At 59.8% G+C, this 15,257-nt stretch carries 13 protein-coding genes; all 13 read left to right on the forward strand.

Annotation, left to right across the window (positions count from 1 at the left end; genetic code table 11):
- The first annotated feature begins 4 nt into the window (after window positions 1–4).
- Window positions 5–433, forward strand: a complete 429-nt coding sequence (locus FEU76_RS05660; protein ID WP_144981170.1) for a hypothetical protein — start codon at window positions 5–7, stop codon at window positions 431–433.
- Window positions 434–474: 41 nt separating this feature from the next.
- Window positions 475–1,383, forward strand: coding sequence for a Mu-like prophage major head subunit gpT family protein (locus FEU76_RS05665; RefSeq protein WP_144981173.1), 909 nt, complete (start codon window positions 475–477; stop codon window positions 1,381–1,383).
- A 14-nt stretch (window positions 1,384–1,397) separates the two neighbouring features.
- The gene (locus FEU76_RS05670) at window positions 1,398–1,805 is read left to right on the forward strand and encodes a gp436 family protein (protein WP_144981176.1); all 408 of its coding nucleotides are present in this window, start codon (window positions 1,398–1,400) and stop codon (window positions 1,803–1,805) included.
- Between the two features lie 62 nt (window positions 1,806–1,867).
- Window positions 1,868–2,149 carry a hypothetical protein gene (locus tag FEU76_RS05675; protein ID WP_144981179.1) on the forward strand — a complete coding sequence of 94 codons (282 nt, stop codon included), beginning with the start codon at window positions 1,868–1,870 and terminating at the stop codon, window positions 2,147–2,149.
- Window positions 2,149–2,586, forward strand: coding sequence for a phage tail terminator protein (locus tag FEU76_RS05680; protein WP_144981182.1), 438 nt, complete (start codon window positions 2,149–2,151; stop codon window positions 2,584–2,586). The genes FEU76_RS05675 and FEU76_RS05680 overlap by 1 nt, the downstream gene beginning before the upstream one ends.
- Window positions 2,583–3,539: a hypothetical protein gene (locus FEU76_RS05685; protein ID WP_144981185.1), complete on the forward strand. Its 957-nt coding sequence runs from the start codon at window positions 2,583–2,585 to the stop codon at window positions 3,537–3,539. The genes FEU76_RS05680 and FEU76_RS05685 overlap by 4 nt, the downstream gene beginning before the upstream one ends.
- 58 nt (window positions 3,540–3,597) lie before the next feature.
- Entirely contained in the window at window positions 3,598–3,921 is a 324-nt protein-coding gene (locus FEU76_RS05690) for a hypothetical protein (protein WP_144981188.1), read from the forward strand.
- Between the two features lie 95 nt (window positions 3,922–4,016).
- Window positions 4,017–4,286, forward strand: coding sequence for a DUF1799 domain-containing protein (locus FEU76_RS18565; protein ID WP_260851365.1), 270 nt, complete (start codon window positions 4,017–4,019; stop codon window positions 4,284–4,286).
- An 11-nt stretch (window positions 4,287–4,297) separates the two neighbouring features.
- Window positions 4,298–10,732 carry a tape measure protein gene (locus FEU76_RS05700; RefSeq protein WP_144981194.1) on the forward strand — a complete coding sequence of 2,145 codons (6,435 nt, stop codon included), beginning with the start codon at window positions 4,298–4,300 and terminating at the stop codon, window positions 10,730–10,732.
- The gene (locus tag FEU76_RS05705; RefSeq protein WP_144981197.1) at window positions 10,729–12,162 is read left to right on the forward strand and encodes a hypothetical protein; all 1,434 of its coding nucleotides are present in this window, start codon (window positions 10,729–10,731) and stop codon (window positions 12,160–12,162) included. The genes FEU76_RS05700 and FEU76_RS05705 overlap by 4 nt, the downstream gene beginning before the upstream one ends.
- A 2-nt stretch (window positions 12,163–12,164) precedes the next feature.
- Window positions 12,165–13,040 (forward strand): hypothetical protein, encoded by an 876-nt coding sequence (locus tag FEU76_RS05710; RefSeq protein WP_144981199.1) that lies wholly within the window; start codon window positions 12,165–12,167, stop codon window positions 13,038–13,040.
- Window positions 13,041–14,552, forward strand: a complete 1,512-nt coding sequence (locus FEU76_RS05715; RefSeq protein ID WP_144981202.1) for a phage head spike fiber domain-containing protein — start codon at window positions 13,041–13,043, stop codon at window positions 14,550–14,552.
- Window positions 14,549–15,163 carry a hypothetical protein gene (locus FEU76_RS05720; RefSeq protein ID WP_144981205.1) on the forward strand — a complete coding sequence of 205 codons (615 nt, stop codon included), beginning with the start codon at window positions 14,549–14,551 and terminating at the stop codon, window positions 15,161–15,163. The genes FEU76_RS05715 and FEU76_RS05720 overlap by 4 nt, the downstream gene beginning before the upstream one ends.
- The last annotated feature ends 94 nt before the right edge of the window (window positions 15,164–15,257 follow it).

Genomic DNA, 15,257 nt, shown 5'->3' on the forward strand with positions numbered 1-15,257 from the left:
CACCGTGGCTCTTAGCAAAAACCGCAATACGCCGTACCGCCATAACACCAGCCGTAGCTACCCCCTGGCAGCCAGTGCGGTGGTGTTTGCCGGAGGCATTGTCGCACTGGCCGCCAGTGGCTTTGTGGCGGCGGGCACAACCGCAACCGGCCTGGTGGCCGTTGGCGTGGCCACGCACTACCAGGACAACACCACTGGCGATGCGGGGGACCAGCACGTCGATGTGAAAGTTGGCTGCTTTGCCTTCGACAACTCCGCTGCGGCAGACGAAATCACCGCCGCCGATGTTGGCAAACCCTGCTACCTGGTGGACGACCACACAGTGGCCAAAACCGATGGCGAAGGGGGCCGCTCCCTTGCCGGAATCATCGACGGCGTAGACGACTTTGGCGTGTGGGTGCTGATCGACCCCACCTCTGGCGTCTACCTGTAACGCCCTACTAACGGCCCGCTTGGCCCAAGAGGATAGCAACCATGGATTTGAATAACGCCAACCTGAACGCCCTGTTCAAGGCCTACCGGGCCAACTTCCAGCAAGGCTTTAACTCTGTCGGCGACGCGGGCAGCGTTTACGAACAGTTCTGCACCGTCGTGAACAGCACCACTGCTGTGGAAGTGTACCCATGGCTCAAAGCCTTGCCACGTATGCGTGAATGGCTGGGTGATCGAGTCATCCACGGCCTGGAAGGCGCCGACTTCTCGATCAAAAACCGCAAGTTCGAGCTGACGGCTGGCGTGCCTCGCGACAGCATCGAAGACGACACCTACGGTCTGTATGCCCCGGTGTATCAGGAATTTGGCCGCTCCAGCCGTGAGCACCCCAACGAAATCGCCGTTGAGGTACTGGCCGCCAACCCAATCTGCTACGACGGCAAGCGCCTGTTTGCCAATGACCATCCGGTACTGGATGCCAAAAACAAGCTGATCGGCGTTTCCAATGATATGGGCGGTAATGGCGCGGCTTGGTACGTCATGGACTTAACCCGCGCCATCAAGCCGATGGTGTTTCAGAAGCGCCGTGATTATGACTTCCGCGCCCTGACCAATTTGAACGACACCCAAGTCTTCATGACCGACAACTTCCTCATGGGCGTGGACGCCCGAGTGAATGCCGGTGCAGGCCTGTGGCAACTGGTGGTGCGCTCCAATCAGCCGTTCAACGCAGAGAACTATGAGCTGGCTCGCAAAAAACTTCAGGAATTGAAAGGCGACCATGAGCGGCCGCTGGCCCTGCGCCATAGCCACACCATGGTGCCGAGCAACATGGAAGGCCCCGCACGGCGTGTGCTCACCAACGCGATGAATGAGGCAGGCGCGACCAACGAATGGGCCAACACCTCACAGCTCATCATGAACCCCTGGCTGCCCAGCGCAGCGGCATAACGGAGCACTAACCCATGCCGTACTGCACGAAAGCAGATCTCATCGCCCGGTTCGGCGAAGGCGAGCTACAAGCCATCGCCCATGACGCCAGCGGTGAGATCGATAACGCAGCCGTCGATCGCGCCTGCGACGACGCCAGCGGCGAGATCGACGGCTACGTCAGTGCGGCGGGCTACCCCGTACCGCTCTCGCCCGTACCGCGCATCGTCACCGCCTACGCCTGCGATATCTCACGCTACAGGCTCTATGACGAACACGCGACCGACCAGGTGCAGAAGCGCTACGACGACGCGGTGAAGTTCCTGCGCTCGGTCTCGCGTGGCGAAGTAAAGCTGGGCATCTCGACCGGCCCTTCATCCAGCAGTGCAGGCAGCGTGCAAATGAACCCAGGCCGCCAAGTGTTCAACGGCGGCGGTTTTTAACCCGCCGCGCTAACGTCCTGGCGCGCCGGGATACCGTCCATCCCTGGACATAAGGAGCCACCATGAGTGCCAAAGAGACCACCAAAGCAGCGCCCGTAAGCGCTGAGAAGAAAGCCCCGCCAGTGCCGCGCAAAGACGTCCAGGTGCGGGTGAAAACGAAAGCCACCGGGGCCAAGCGCACCAACAGCGGCACGATTTTCACCAACGAATGGAAGTACCTGACGTTGGACGATAAAGGCAGCGCCTACAAGTCGATCAGCGACGACCCCGCGCTGGTCGTGGAGCTAGCCGCTCCGCCTGCCAAGCCAGCCGCCGGTGACGAACCAGGCAAAGAGGCCAAGTAATGCTCTCGCTCATTGCGTGGCTTGACCGTTTGAACGCCCTGGAAGGGCTGCCCACCGTGCAACTGGCCGCCGATGTAGAAGCGGCCAAGAACAAGGTGGGCCTGCCCAACATGATGCTGGTGCTCGGGCGCGAAACGGTGAGCCATGTGCCAATGAGCAACCAGGCACGGCACCGGGTGAAAACCGAAGTGCTCCTGGTCACGGGTATCAAACGCATGAACGCGCCGCTCGGCCCGGTGGCGTCATCAGGCAGCGACGAGCTGGCCAGCCTACGGCAGCCCGCCTTGACCGCATTGATCAACTGGCTGCCAGCCGGCTGCGACATCCCCGTGAAATGGCAGCGCGGCCAGCTGCTCGCACTGGAAAGCCATGCCCTGTTTTGGGCTGACGTGTTTACCACCGAATACTTTTGGCCACTTGAGGAGACTTCACCGTGAGCCTGAAAACGAACCGCCGGGCGATGCGATTCGCTCTGGAATCAGAATACAACGATGGCACCACCACGCCCGAAGCAGCAACAGATGCCATCTTGATGCGCGATATTACCGTCACGCCGTTATCAGGCAGCAATATCGAGCGTAACTTTGTGCGGCCTTACTACGGCAACTCACCGCAGGCCCCCGGCGAAAAGCATGTGGAAGCGGTCGTGGAGGTGGAATTTAACACCAGCGGCGAGCTGGGCACACCGCCGCCCTGGGGCAAGCTACTGCGCGCGTGTGGCTGGAGCGAAGTGATTGAGGTAGGCGAGCGCGTCATCTATTCGCCGGTCTCTGAAGACGAAGACTCCGGCGTTTTCTTCTGCAACGTCGATGGCAACCTGCATAAGGGCCGCGGGGCGCGGGGCACTCCTGCCTTCACTGTCAACGCGGAAAACATGCCGGTGATCCGCTTCACCTTACGTGCATTGATCAGCCCCGTGACAGCTGAACAGTTGCCAAACGTCACGCTGAGCCAGTGGCGTGAGGCGCTGGCCGTTAACTCGCTCAACACTGAGCCGCTGGAGTTCATGGGGGCAACCGTACCGTTTAACCAGTTCTCGCTCGATATGGCGGGTCAGGTCATCCACAAAAAAATCGTGGGCTCCAACGACATTGAGATCACCGGTCGCTCACCGTCGGGTCAGTTGAGTATCGAAGATCCGGGTGTTGGTACGGTGAACTACTTCGAGATGTCGCAAAACGCTGCCACGGGCGTACTGAAGCTGGTGCATGGCAAAACACCTGAAGAACGCATCGAGATCAGCATGCAAAAGGTGGGCATCGAATCACCGACCTACGCCGATCTCGACGGTATCCAGATGCTGAGCATCAACTACATGCCCGAGCCCACCGACGGCAACGACGAAGTACTGATCGTGGTTGGCAACCCGATTCCCGACGAAGACCCGTAAGCATCGCTCAACCAACATTTAACCAGCGTTACACGCACGATTAATCAGGAGAAATACCGTGTTCAAACTCAATACCACTCGTACCTACAAGCAGCCGGTCAACCTCACGGTGGTCGACGAAGCGGGTAAAGACGTCAAGGGCACCTTTACCGCTGTCTTCAAAATCCTGCCGAACAACGAAACCCGCGAGCTGCTGGATGATGCCACGCTGCTTGATCGTGTCCTGGTCAGCGTATCGGAAATCGAAGTGACGGATGAAACCGGCAAGCCCCTGGAAGGCGAAGCCCTGCGCGATGCAGTGCGCAACGACCCTGCCGCATCGTTCGCGCTCATCACGGCCTACCAGGACAGCATCATAAAAAAGAACCGTCGTCGGAACTGATCGACGCAGGCAAGCACTGGGCTGACGCCAATACGGCGCAGCCCAACCTGGTCAAGGATGACCTCGCCGCCCTGGGTATCACCCTCGGCGGCGAGCTGGCCGCAGAGGCCGAGGCGCTCGATGCCGAGCCGGATCTCTTTCCCGTGCTACCTGAGAACTGGCAAGCCGTCGAGACGTTCCAGCGTTGCTGCCGCCAATGGCGCTTTGCAGGCATGGGCGGCCCAGTGGGGCTGGAGCTGCACGCGGTCCTGAGCGTCATCAGCCTCTACCAGTTAACCCCCGACGAACAGTTGGCGCAGCTGGATCAAGTACAACTCATCGAGCGCGGCGCGCTCAGCGTCATGAACCAACCCGCAAAACGTTAGAAGGACACACCGTGGCGAATAATCTAACGCTTAGCGTCACCCTCACTGGTGATGGCCGTCAGCTCTCCGGCACGCTCCGCGATGCCCAGAACGACGTGCGGGAATTTGGCACAACTACCGAGCGGGAAAGCCGCAAGGCCGATACCGCGCTCACGGCACCAGGCCGTAGCGCGGTGACGGTCTCAGACCACCTACGCACAACGCAGCGCGAAGCCCGCGCTTTTGGCGCAGAAACCGTGCAGGGCAGTCGTGAAGCCACCCAGGCGCTGGCCCAAACAGGCCAAGAGGTCCAGGCCACCACCAGCCACTTCAATATGCTACGCCGTGGCGTGGGTCTAGCCCTGGGCGCGTTCTCAGTCCGACAACTCGCAGGCATGACCGATGGCTGGTCAGACATGCGATCGGTCGTCGGTGCGGCCATCGGCGACATGAGCGCTGCGGGCGACATGATGGAGCGCATCACCGATATCGCCAATGCCTCCTATGCCCCGCTGGAGCAGACCGCCCGCACCTACGCAAGCAACGTATCGGCACTGCGAGATCTGGGCCGAACAGCCGCCGACACAGCGGATTACACCGAATCACTCAACCACATGCTTGTCCTGACCGCGACGCGTGGCCAGCAGGCGGAATCCGTGCAGAACGCGCTTTCCCGCGCGATGGCCGTCGGCAGGCTGCAAGCCGATGGCTTGGAGACGGTGCTGGCCAACGGTGGTGAAGTGGCCCAGGCATTGGCCAATCAACTGGGCGTCACCGTCAGCCAGCTACGTGGCCTCGCCACGGAGGGGCGGATTACCGGCGATGTAATCGCCAGCGCCCTGATCAACTCGCTGGATGACGTCCGCGAACGCGCTGGCGAAATGCCCGCCACCATTGAAGATGGTTTTGTACGCATCGGCACCTCCGCCACGCGCCTGGTCGGCGAGCTGGACCAGGCTATGGGTGCGTCTGAAGGCGTTGCAGGCATCCTGATCGGTGCCGCCGACCTGATGAACGCCGCCATCGATCCGCTTGTCGATAACATCGACAACATCCAGTTCGCCGCCACCGCCGTGGCCGCTTTGCTGGCGGGCCGTTACGTGGGGGCATTGGGCGTCGCCACCACCGCCAAGCTTGCGGCCACCCAACAAACCGTTGCTTATCAGTTGGCACTCGCCCGTATGTCGGGCATCAGCGCCACGGCAGCCACCGGGCAATTAGCGTTAGCGGGCGCAACCCGTGCCGCTGCGGGTGCGTTGGCCCTAGTGGGTGGTCCGTTGGGCGCAGCCGTGATTGCGGGCAGCGCTATTTACTATTTCCGTGAAGAGTTAGGGCTGGTCGATGTAGTGGCACAAAACACTACTGATGCCTTAGAAGAAAATACTGCTGCTATACGCAGTGGTACGGCGGCGGCATTAGATGCCTCTTATGACAATCTCATCAATGCGCTAGAGGCGGTATCTCTGCAAGCGCAGGATGCAATGGCACAAATGACCGAGCTTCAGGCTCGGCAGGCGTTTTATGAGAACTCCCATAAGGGAATGTCAGACAGCGTCACGGGTGCCATTGATCAGCAGGCACAGTCGCTAGCCGGGCTGTGGGAAGAACAAGTCAGGATTCAAACCGCTATTCGTCAAAACCGCGCAGAGCGAGAGAATGCAACGACCGCAGATCGCGCCGCCGCAGTAGCGCTGGATGACATCACGGTATCCGCTGCGAGATCTACCCAAACTACCAACGCTGCCACCGAAGCAGCACGAGCGGCCGCTGCTGCTACGCTAGCACTTACAAAAGCTACAGAGGCCCAAGCCACCGCCATCGAAGCCCTGCGCAACCGCCTGGTGCCTCACCGCAGCCAAACCCTCCAGCTCGCCCAGAACCAGAACACGTTGAACCTGGCATTCGCCATGGGTCGCATCACGGCCAGCGAATACCTCTACATGATCGGCGCACTGCAAACCGCGTACATCGAGGCACAAAACGACGCCGACGACCTGGCCACCAGCACTACCAACGCCCTCTATACCATGGAAGGCGCAATGGAAGAGCTGCGCACCAACGGCCTACGCCGCCTTGATAATGGCTTTGCCGATCTCTGGCTGGGTGCCGTAGACGGCAGCCGCAACGCCACCGACACCATCCGCCGCATGTGGGATCAAACCCTCGCCGAGCTGCTGCACATGGCCATCACTCGGCCTATCACCGTGCAGCTTGCGGCCAGCATGGGCCTGGCTGGCGGTGCCGGTGGCCAGCAGGCTGGTGGCTTTGGCATCAGCCCCGGCAGCGTGGGCAATATGTGGCAAGCGCTGCAAGGGGGCCTGGGCGGCATCCAGTGGGGTGGCGTGCCCACCGGCTACTCAGGCGGCTGGGCAGGCAGCGCCACGGCAGGCATGGGGGCCAGTGGCGGTACCAGCTTCATGGGCGGCAGCCTGCGCAACTTCTCCGGCGTGCAAGGCCTTGCAGGCCTGGGCGCGGGTTTCGCAGGCAACTACCTCGGTGGCCAACTGTTCGGCCAAGGGCGGCACAGCAACACCCTGGGCACCATCGGGGGGCTTGCAGGCACGTACCTCGGCGGCCCCATCGGCGCGCTGCTGGGCTCCGGCCTCGGCTCGGCCCTGGGTGGCCTGTTCGGCGGCTCCTGGCGAGAAACGGGCTCCGGCGTCAATCTCGGTATCAGCGACGGCAGCATCGCGGGTAATCAGTTCAGCGAACAGCGCCGCAGCGGCGGCTTGCTCCGTCGCTCACGGTCACGCACGAACACATCAGCCCTCGATGGCGAGTTTGCCGGGGCCTTGCAGGAGGTCTACGACGCCACCGAGCAGTCGCTTGCCGCCACTATCGAGGTGCTGGGCTTCCAGTCCTCCGCGTTGACCGGTTTCACCACCGGCCTAACGCGCATTGATACCAAAGGCCTGAGCGCGGAAGACGCCGAAGCGAAGATCCAGGAGTGGTTAGGCAACACACTCAACGCGCTGGCCATTCGTTCCGTCGGCGACGTCAGCCTGTACGCGCTCGGCGGTGAATCCGCTATCGACACCCTGGAGCGCCTCGCCGGTGCCCTCAGCACGCTCAACCCTATTCTTGATCAGCTGCACGGCAGTAGCCTGGCTGCATCGCTTGCCGGTGGCAGCGCCGCCAGCCACCTCGCTGAGCTGGCAGGCGGCATCGAAGCGTTCAGCGCCCGCGCCGACTACTACTATCAGAACGTGCTCACCGAAACCGAACGCCAGGAGCGCGCCATGGCGGCAGCGGCGCAGGCAATCGGCGCGTTCACGGCCCGCACAGGGCAAGTGATCAACAGCACCGGCGCTCTGCGCGACCTGGTCGATAGCATCGACCTCACCACCGCTTCCGGGCGCGAACTGTACAACGAAGCGATGAATCTGGCACCGGCGCTTGTTGAGATCGAGCGCGGGCTCGAGCGCGTTGGCCAACGCTTTGATGAGATGCTGCGTGATGCGGAATCCGTGCTGGCCAGCGCCGAACAGCAGGCCCGCCGCGCCTGGCAGGCATTCGATCAACAGCAATTCGGTATGCAGCTCGAACTGCTGGCACTGATGGGCGACGCGGAAGGCGCACTGGCCCTGGAACGCGAGCGCGAGCTGGCCTCTATCGATGAATCCCTGCGCCCCATGCGCGAAAGAATCTGGGCCATGCAAGATGAGGCAGAAGCACAGCAGCGGGCTACACAGGCAGCCCAGGGCTACATCCGCGAACTAACCCGCGTGCGTGACCAGTTGAGCCAGCAGCTGGGCAGTATCGGCAACTGGCTAGACCAGCAAATGGCCACCAGCAGCACGCCCCAAGTCAACCTGGCCACCGCACAAGAGCAATTTGCTCGGCAGCTGATCCGCGCCGAAAACGGCGACCGCGACGCGCTCCAGAGCATCACCCAATACGCCCAACAAGTGCTGGATGCGAACCGCGATTACAACGCGTCCAGCCCCGCTGGCCAGCGCATCGAGCAAGACGTTTTTTCAGCACTGAAGGATCTGCCCAAGGCGCTGAGCGATGCCGAGTTTATCGTCGAAGGCTTCCGGGGCATCGTCACCGATGAAATGGCAGCAGAGATCGAACGCGCTATTTTCTCCTCGCAGTACACCATTGATGCGCTGATTGATTTTGCCGCCGATGCCTCAGCCCTGCCGCAGGATCTACGCACGATCCTGGGCGAACAAGCCCATCGGCTGGATAGTACGCTCAACTATTTGCTCGGCGAAAACCAGCTCGATAGCGAGCTACGCCAGCTCGCCCTGGCATCGTCGAACACCCTGGTGGCCACGGTCGACTACATCGCCCGCCGCCAGCTCAGCGACGGCGACAAGCGCCTGGCACTCGCCAGCAGCAACACCATGAGCGCGGTGATTGACTACGTGGTGCGCTCAGAGCTGGACCGCGAGAGCAAGCGGCTGGCGCTGGAGTCTTCTAACGCCTACAGCGCCATGATCAATATGATCCTGGGCCGCGATATTACCGCCGACGACCGCACACTGGCCCTCGATAGCGCCAACCGCTACACCACGCTGGTGGACTATGTCGTGCGTGCCGAGCTAACCGGCGGCAACCGCCGTCTCGCGCTGAGCAGCCTCAACGAATATCAAACCCTCATCGACTACGCGACCCGTGCCGACGTGAGCAGCGATGACCGGAAACTAGCGCTCACCAGTGGCAATCGCTACTTGAGCACTCTTGATTACATCGTTGGTAAGGATATTGACGATGGCAGTAAAGAGATCGCCCTTGCGTCGTCGAACCGCTACCTCACAACCGTCAACATCGTGCTCGGCAGCAACATCAGCAGTGCTGATCGTCGCCTGGCACTCAACAGCACAAACCGTTATGACGCGGTGATTCGTTACATTGTCGATGCCCCTATCACGGGTGGTGATCGACGCCTGGCGCTCTCAGCAGGCCAGCAGTACGAAGCGCTCATCGGTTACTACGTCAACCGTGACATTAGCCAGGCTGACCGCACGCTGGCCCTTAATAGCGCGAACCGCTACCTGGCCAACGTCGAGTTCATCGTCGGTCGTGATATCAGCAGCAGCGACAGACGCCTGGCGCTCAACAGCAATAACCGCTACGTCAGCACCATCGACCAGTTGATCGGCAAGCAGATCGGGGGCGGCGATCGCAGGCTCGCGCTGAACTCCACGAACGCGTATTTAACCACCGTGGATGCAGTGCTGAAACGCGGTATCCCCGCTGACGTGCGTACGTTCGGGCTGGCAAACTCCAACGCGATCATGGCCACCGTGGACGGCATCCTGGCCTCCGGCATGTCCGGCGATGTTCGCACGCTCGCCCTCAAGAGCAGCAACAGATTCGTGACCACGTTAGAGGCCGCGCTGAAGGATGGCCGTATTACGGGCGACGAGCGCAAGCTGCTGGACGCACGCTCAGAAGACGTGATCAAAACGCTGAAAACCAGCGGCTCGCTGAACCTCACGCAAGACGAATGGGCGGTGATCAATGCCGCCAGCGGCACGCAACGTTTGCAGCTGCTGGCCGATGTGGCCTTTGGCCGGACGGATCTCGACCATTTAAAGGACATCGACGACAACACACGGTCGCTTGAAGAGCGGGCATTCGACCAGCTCAAGGAGCTGAACAGTTTAGTCGGCGAGATGACGCGTTCTACCGATCAGTTTGTCGGTTTGAACACAACCATGATCAGCCTGCGCGACTCTATTAACGCGCTCGGGGTAGCCCAAGCCGATATCGCACGCATCGAAAAAGAACGAGCGGCGGCGGAGAAAGCAGAGCGCGACCGTGTGGAGCGTGAGCGTACCGTGGCGAACTACATCTCGAACGCTGAGCGTTTTGATGCGGCGGCGGCACGCTCTAGTGAAACAGCAGATCGGCTGAGTGGCCGCATCGACTCCCGCGATGCGGGCAATATCTCACGATTAATTGACAGGCGGATGGATGACGGCGTTTTCACGCATCGAGAATGGGAAGACATGCTCGCCCATCTGAGTCGAACATTCGGGCGCGATTCATTGGAGTACTTGTTCGGTCGAGAGTACGCAGCGGCCTATCGCAACAAAACCCAGGCAGACGCGGAGCGTGAGAAAGCGGCACGTATCAACGGCTCTCACCGCACGGGCCTGGAGTATGTGCCGTTTGACGGCTATTTGGCTGAGCTGCACCGTGGCGAAAAAGTGCTGACGGCCGAAGACGCCGATGCCATGCGCAACATCACCATCGCTCGCCCAGCGCCTCTCCCCAACTACCCACTGCTGGGCAACAGCGACATCGTGGAAACCCTACGCGACCTCAAACGTGAAGTCACCGAGCTGCGGCGCGATAACGCTCGGCTCCAAGGCGAAAGCAACCAGCACCTTGCGGCGGCAAATAACCAGCGTGGCGCAGCGGCCAAGGGTCAGATCGGTGCTATCGAGCAAGGCAACAAAATGCTCAAGCGCATGGCAGACGACAAGCGGCTGGAGGCGGCAAAACAATGACCTGGACGCTCACCCTTCAAGCCCGCGACGAAGAGAACCAGCCGCAAACCCTGCGCTTTAGCTTAGGCCGCTTTATGGATGCAGAAGACAACTTTTACGACCCGCGCATTATGCAGCCGGGCTTGTATGAAGCGGGGCTGTACGCTGGCCAGCTACTCCAGCAAAGCCGTAGCGGCTACGGCGAGACGACGCTGATCAACACCGATGGAGGCCTCGACTACCTCGCCGACTATGCCGTCGATGGCCGCGAAATGGTGCTGGCGCTTGATGGCGTGCCGCAAGTAGTGGGCACCGTCGCACGCCTGGCGTTTTCAGATGACGAAGTTTCGGTGGTGCTGCGCGACCCGCTTGAGCCGCTACGCTCGCCGCACCCGATGCAGACTTACGCGGGCGATAACGTGCTGCCCAATGGCCTGGAAGGCACCCAAGACGACATCGCAGGCGAACCCAAGCCGCTGGTGTTCGGCGAAGCGCGCAACGCCCAGCCAGTGCTCATCAACACCGCGCTGTTGATCTACCAGGTGTCATCGCTCGCAGACTGCACAATTCAAGCCGTTTACGACAGAGGTGTCGCACTCGATAACGGCGGCGCCTACACAAGCCTGGCGCAGTTGCAAAGCACCGCCCCCGCACCGGGCACTTTCCGTGCCTACCAGGGCTATGTCCGCGTCGGCGATAGCGCTACAGGCACGCTCACCGTCGATGCCGCCCAAGCCGACCCACGCGCAGGGGCCGTTGCCCAGGCATTGGCAACAGCGCGGGGCTACACCCTGCATGACGACGATGTGGCCACGTTGAATGCCTACGGCGCGGTGCGCGTCTACCTAACGACCCAGACAAACACCCTGGAGCTGCTCGATCGCATCGCTGAAAGCATCGGCGGGTACCTATCCGCACAACCCGACCAGGTGCTGCGTTTGGGCACCTGGGAAGAACCCGAGCCAACCGACGCTGCGATTCATGACTACGCCATTCAAACCGTCAGCCGCAGCGCCACCGGCGCAGGCCCCGGCGGCCTGCCGGTGTGGCGCGTGAACATCGACTGCGACCGGATCGAAACCGTACAGGAAGACCTCGCCGGTAATGTCGATAACGGCCGCCGCTCCCGTTTGGCCCGCCAAACGCGGCGCGTAGTGGTCACCGATGAGTCAGTGCGCGAACGTCACCCTCTCGCTGGTGAACTCACGATTAACAGCGTGCTGGCCAGCTACGTGCAGAGCCATGCAGTCGCCAACCGCGTGCTGGCCCTACTCGGCGTCCGCCGCGACACCGTCACCGTGGAAGCCATCGAAGCGCTGCTGCCGTCCGTGGGCGGCAACCTGACGCTGATCACGCCCCGTCAGGGCTACGGCGCAGGCCGAGCGATGCGCGTCACCGGCTACCGGCTCAACGCCCAAACCGACGAAATCACACTGAACCTCTGGGGCTAACCATGGCACTTGATCCCAACAAAATCGCACTGTGCTGGCCCAACTACATCGATGACGCCGTGGTGAGCGGCGGCGCATGGGTGCCCACGCTGCCGCTGGAGCACATACAGGACGACCGTACGTCTGTTGTCGCTAAAACCGCATCATTAGACCCAGCAGACACACAGTTTTCGATCACGCTACCCAAGCGCGAGCGCCTGCAAGTACTCGCGATTTATGCCCACAATCTCAGCGCTACAGCGACGATCAGAGTCCGCGTCTACCGTGATGCAGGCCAAACCGACCTCATCTATGACACCGGCTGGCAAAACGTCTGGCCCGTGCTGTATGGATTGGATGATGTTATCTGGGGGACCGACAATTTCTGGAACCGTCGCCTCTCAGAAGATGACCGGCAAAAGTACACGCCGCTGACGCCTGTGCTATTCGAGGAGCGCCTGCTGGGCAGCAGTTTGCACGTCGAGCTGATTGATACATCGAACCCTGATGGGGCCATCATGCTGGGCCGCGTCATGCCCGCCGACGTCTGGCAGCCCATCAAGAACCTCGACTGGAACGTCAGCCACGGCTATGACACCGGCACCCAAATCACCCGCGCTGGTGACCTCAAGCGCACCGGCTACGCCCGACGCGTCACGCCCAAGCGCACCGTTAATTTTCAACTCTCGAACCTTACAGAAGACGAGGCATTCCTGCGCCTGCACCGGCTGCAACGCACACAGGACATCGTCGGCGAGATCCTCTACCTCTGGTCACCGAGACCATCCCCTACCAACTTTGCGAGGGCAATGATTGCCCAGCAAACCGAACTCAACGGCATCACGCACCCGTACCACGCAAATTACGAACACGCGATGTCACTACTGGAGATCCTATAAATGGCGAGCGTAACGTTCCCCACCGCCCTCGGCGGCGATGGTAAAACCTACACCGACGATGCCCATCCAGATACCGGCCTGGATGGACTGGGGCACGTCACACGTTTTGTACCGTGCCTGAAAAATGTAGTGGCCATGGCAGGTTACACAGCTCAATACGCCGCAAAAATCGACGCGGCAGCGACGTATGCGGATAGGGCTGAAGATGCGAAAAGGTACGTTGAGGCCGTGGCGGAAGCGTATGCAGTCAACCTGCTGGACGCCTACCGTGACCGAATTACGCTGGGCGCGGATTTTCGAGCAGGGCGGTATACGCGGGATGATGGGGCGCGGTTAGATACTAACGATCCGAGCTTGATCTTTAGCATAGTACGTTCAACGCCCAAATTTCTGGAGGCGTCTAATCAATATTTGCGAGAGTACGCTCCTGATGTAGTGGCACGTGAGTGGAATAAAGGCAAGCCGCTGGGGGCAGTGATCGAGCCTACCAGCCAAAACTTGCTGGTTTATAGTGAGGATTTTTCCGGCTCAGGCTGGGTGATTGCAACATCAATGGGAGACATAAAGGATGGTTTAGCTTCTTGGTTAAATAAGCCCTATATGCGTTATGATAACTTCACTTTTAGTGGCTCATTGTCGATTCTACAAAACATAACCGTCTCTTCCGGTCAGGCTGTAACTCTATCCGCGTATGTGTCTAACGAAACAACGCCCCGGTATTTAGCGTTTAATATGGGCAACGATTTCAGAGTCGTTGTTGACACCGAAAATGAAGTCATAAGCTCTAATCCCGCTGGCGTGAGTGCCGCGTTATTTGTACGAAAAACACTCAACGGACGCAGATTTTGTCTAACCGTGACGCTTCCGACGACTCAGAACAGGTTTGGGGTGTTTTTTAGAAAATCTAACAGCGTCGGCTACAACGACAACTGGATTCCAGGCGATGTCATTGCGCTGACAGCGATGCAGCTGGAAATTGGCGATAAGGCCACATCGTACATACCCACTCTCGATTCCAGCGTTACTAGGCAGTCAGATCAATTGTTCCGGATATCAGAGGGCCAATTTAGTCGACAGCAAGGCACCTTTTATGCTCAGTATTTAAAGCCACCCGGTGGTTTTGACTACATCCTCGGCTTGGGCACTGCTAATGATGAGGAAATAAACCTAGGGAATTCAAGCGCTAGATCCACTTTCATCAACTTAAGATCGGGTGGTGAATTTTCCAGCATCAACGCTGCTAGCTTGCAATCTCAAATCGGAGAGCTTGAGAAAGCTTTGTTTACGTATGTCTTCAACGGTACCTCCTATATATTCGAACTTTTTGTTAATGGTGGTTTTGCTGGTACTGGTGAGTTGACTCGTTTGCCTGCCGGGTTCGAAAACAATATTGCAATAGGACGACGCCGGGCTAATTTCAACGACCTCCATGCAAATACGAACATTTTCGGATTTTTTTATATTCCTTTGCAATTGTCACGTGCCGAAGCGCAGGAGCTAACAACACTATGATCGACGCCATACTGCACCTGCGCGCTAATACTGAGCTGCCTGCCGACATCATCAGCGATAATGGCACGCCAGATCTCAGCGACCCCACCGCAATCAACGCAACAGGCGACCGCCTCCACTACGTGCGCCTACACATGGAGCAGCTAAACCAATGGCGCTCACACGCAACAGTGCTGGCTGAAACCCCATACACTGGCGTCGGTACCACTGACCGTCTGTATCAGCAAATCAAAGCAGACCCCGAGGCGCTAGCCCTCTACGAATCGGTCTACAACACAAGCCCGCGTGAAATCGACGACGGCGAAGGCGGCACCACAACGTACGTCCCGCCCTTCAAGTTCGGCATGCTCGCAGAGAGCATGATGCCCGTTCCTGAGTCTGTAACAAGCAGGCAAGGCATGGAGCAGCTAATCCGCAGTGGGCTGGACGAACAAGTCGATGACGCTATCAACGGCATCACCGACATAGTAGAGCGCAAACTGGCCCGGAACTGGCTAGACAAAGCCAGCATCTGGGAGCGCAACAACCCCCAATTGCTAGCCATCGGCAACGCGCTAGGGCTATCAACAGAAGACGTCGACAGCCTCTTTATTCAAGCAGCGACGTTGTAGATCAGTAGAAGAGGAGTGACCACCCCAGGTGCGGGAACACCTTGGGTAGCCACCAACAAGCAGATCAAGCCTGCAAGTCGGCCAAGACTCCCCT

It is taken from the genome of Halomonas sp. C22 (genome assembly GCF_007655045.1).
GTDB classification, from domain to species: Bacteria; Pseudomonadota; Gammaproteobacteria; order Pseudomonadales; family Halomonadaceae; genus Vreelandella; species Vreelandella hamiltonii.

Bases quoted from the DNA above. Each gene is read 5' to 3' on its own strand.
- FEU76_RS05705 (WP_144981197.1), top strand. From the start codon at position 10,729: ATGACCTGGACGCTCACCCTTCAAGCCCGCGACGAAGAGAACCAGCCG.
- FEU76_RS05675 (WP_144981179.1), top strand. From the start codon at position 1,868: ATGAGTGCCAAAGAGACCACCAAAGCAGCGCCCGTAAGCGCTGAGAAG.
- FEU76_RS05710 (WP_144981199.1), top strand. From the start codon at position 12,165: ATGGCACTTGATCCCAACAAAATCGCACTGTGCTGGCCCAACTACATC.
- FEU76_RS05720 (WP_144981205.1), top strand. From the start codon at position 14,549: ATGATCGACGCCATACTGCACCTGCGCGCTAATACTGAGCTGCCTGCC.
- FEU76_RS05665 (WP_144981173.1), top strand. From the start codon at position 475: ATGGATTTGAATAACGCCAACCTGAACGCCCTGTTCAAGGCCTACCGG.
- FEU76_RS05715 (WP_144981202.1), top strand. From the start codon at position 13,041: ATGGCGAGCGTAACGTTCCCCACCGCCCTCGGCGGCGATGGTAAAACC.
- FEU76_RS05670 (WP_144981176.1), top strand. From the start codon at position 1,398: ATGCCGTACTGCACGAAAGCAGATCTCATCGCCCGGTTCGGCGAAGGC.
- FEU76_RS05680 (WP_144981182.1), top strand. From the start codon at position 2,149: ATGCTCTCGCTCATTGCGTGGCTTGACCGTTTGAACGCCCTGGAAGGG.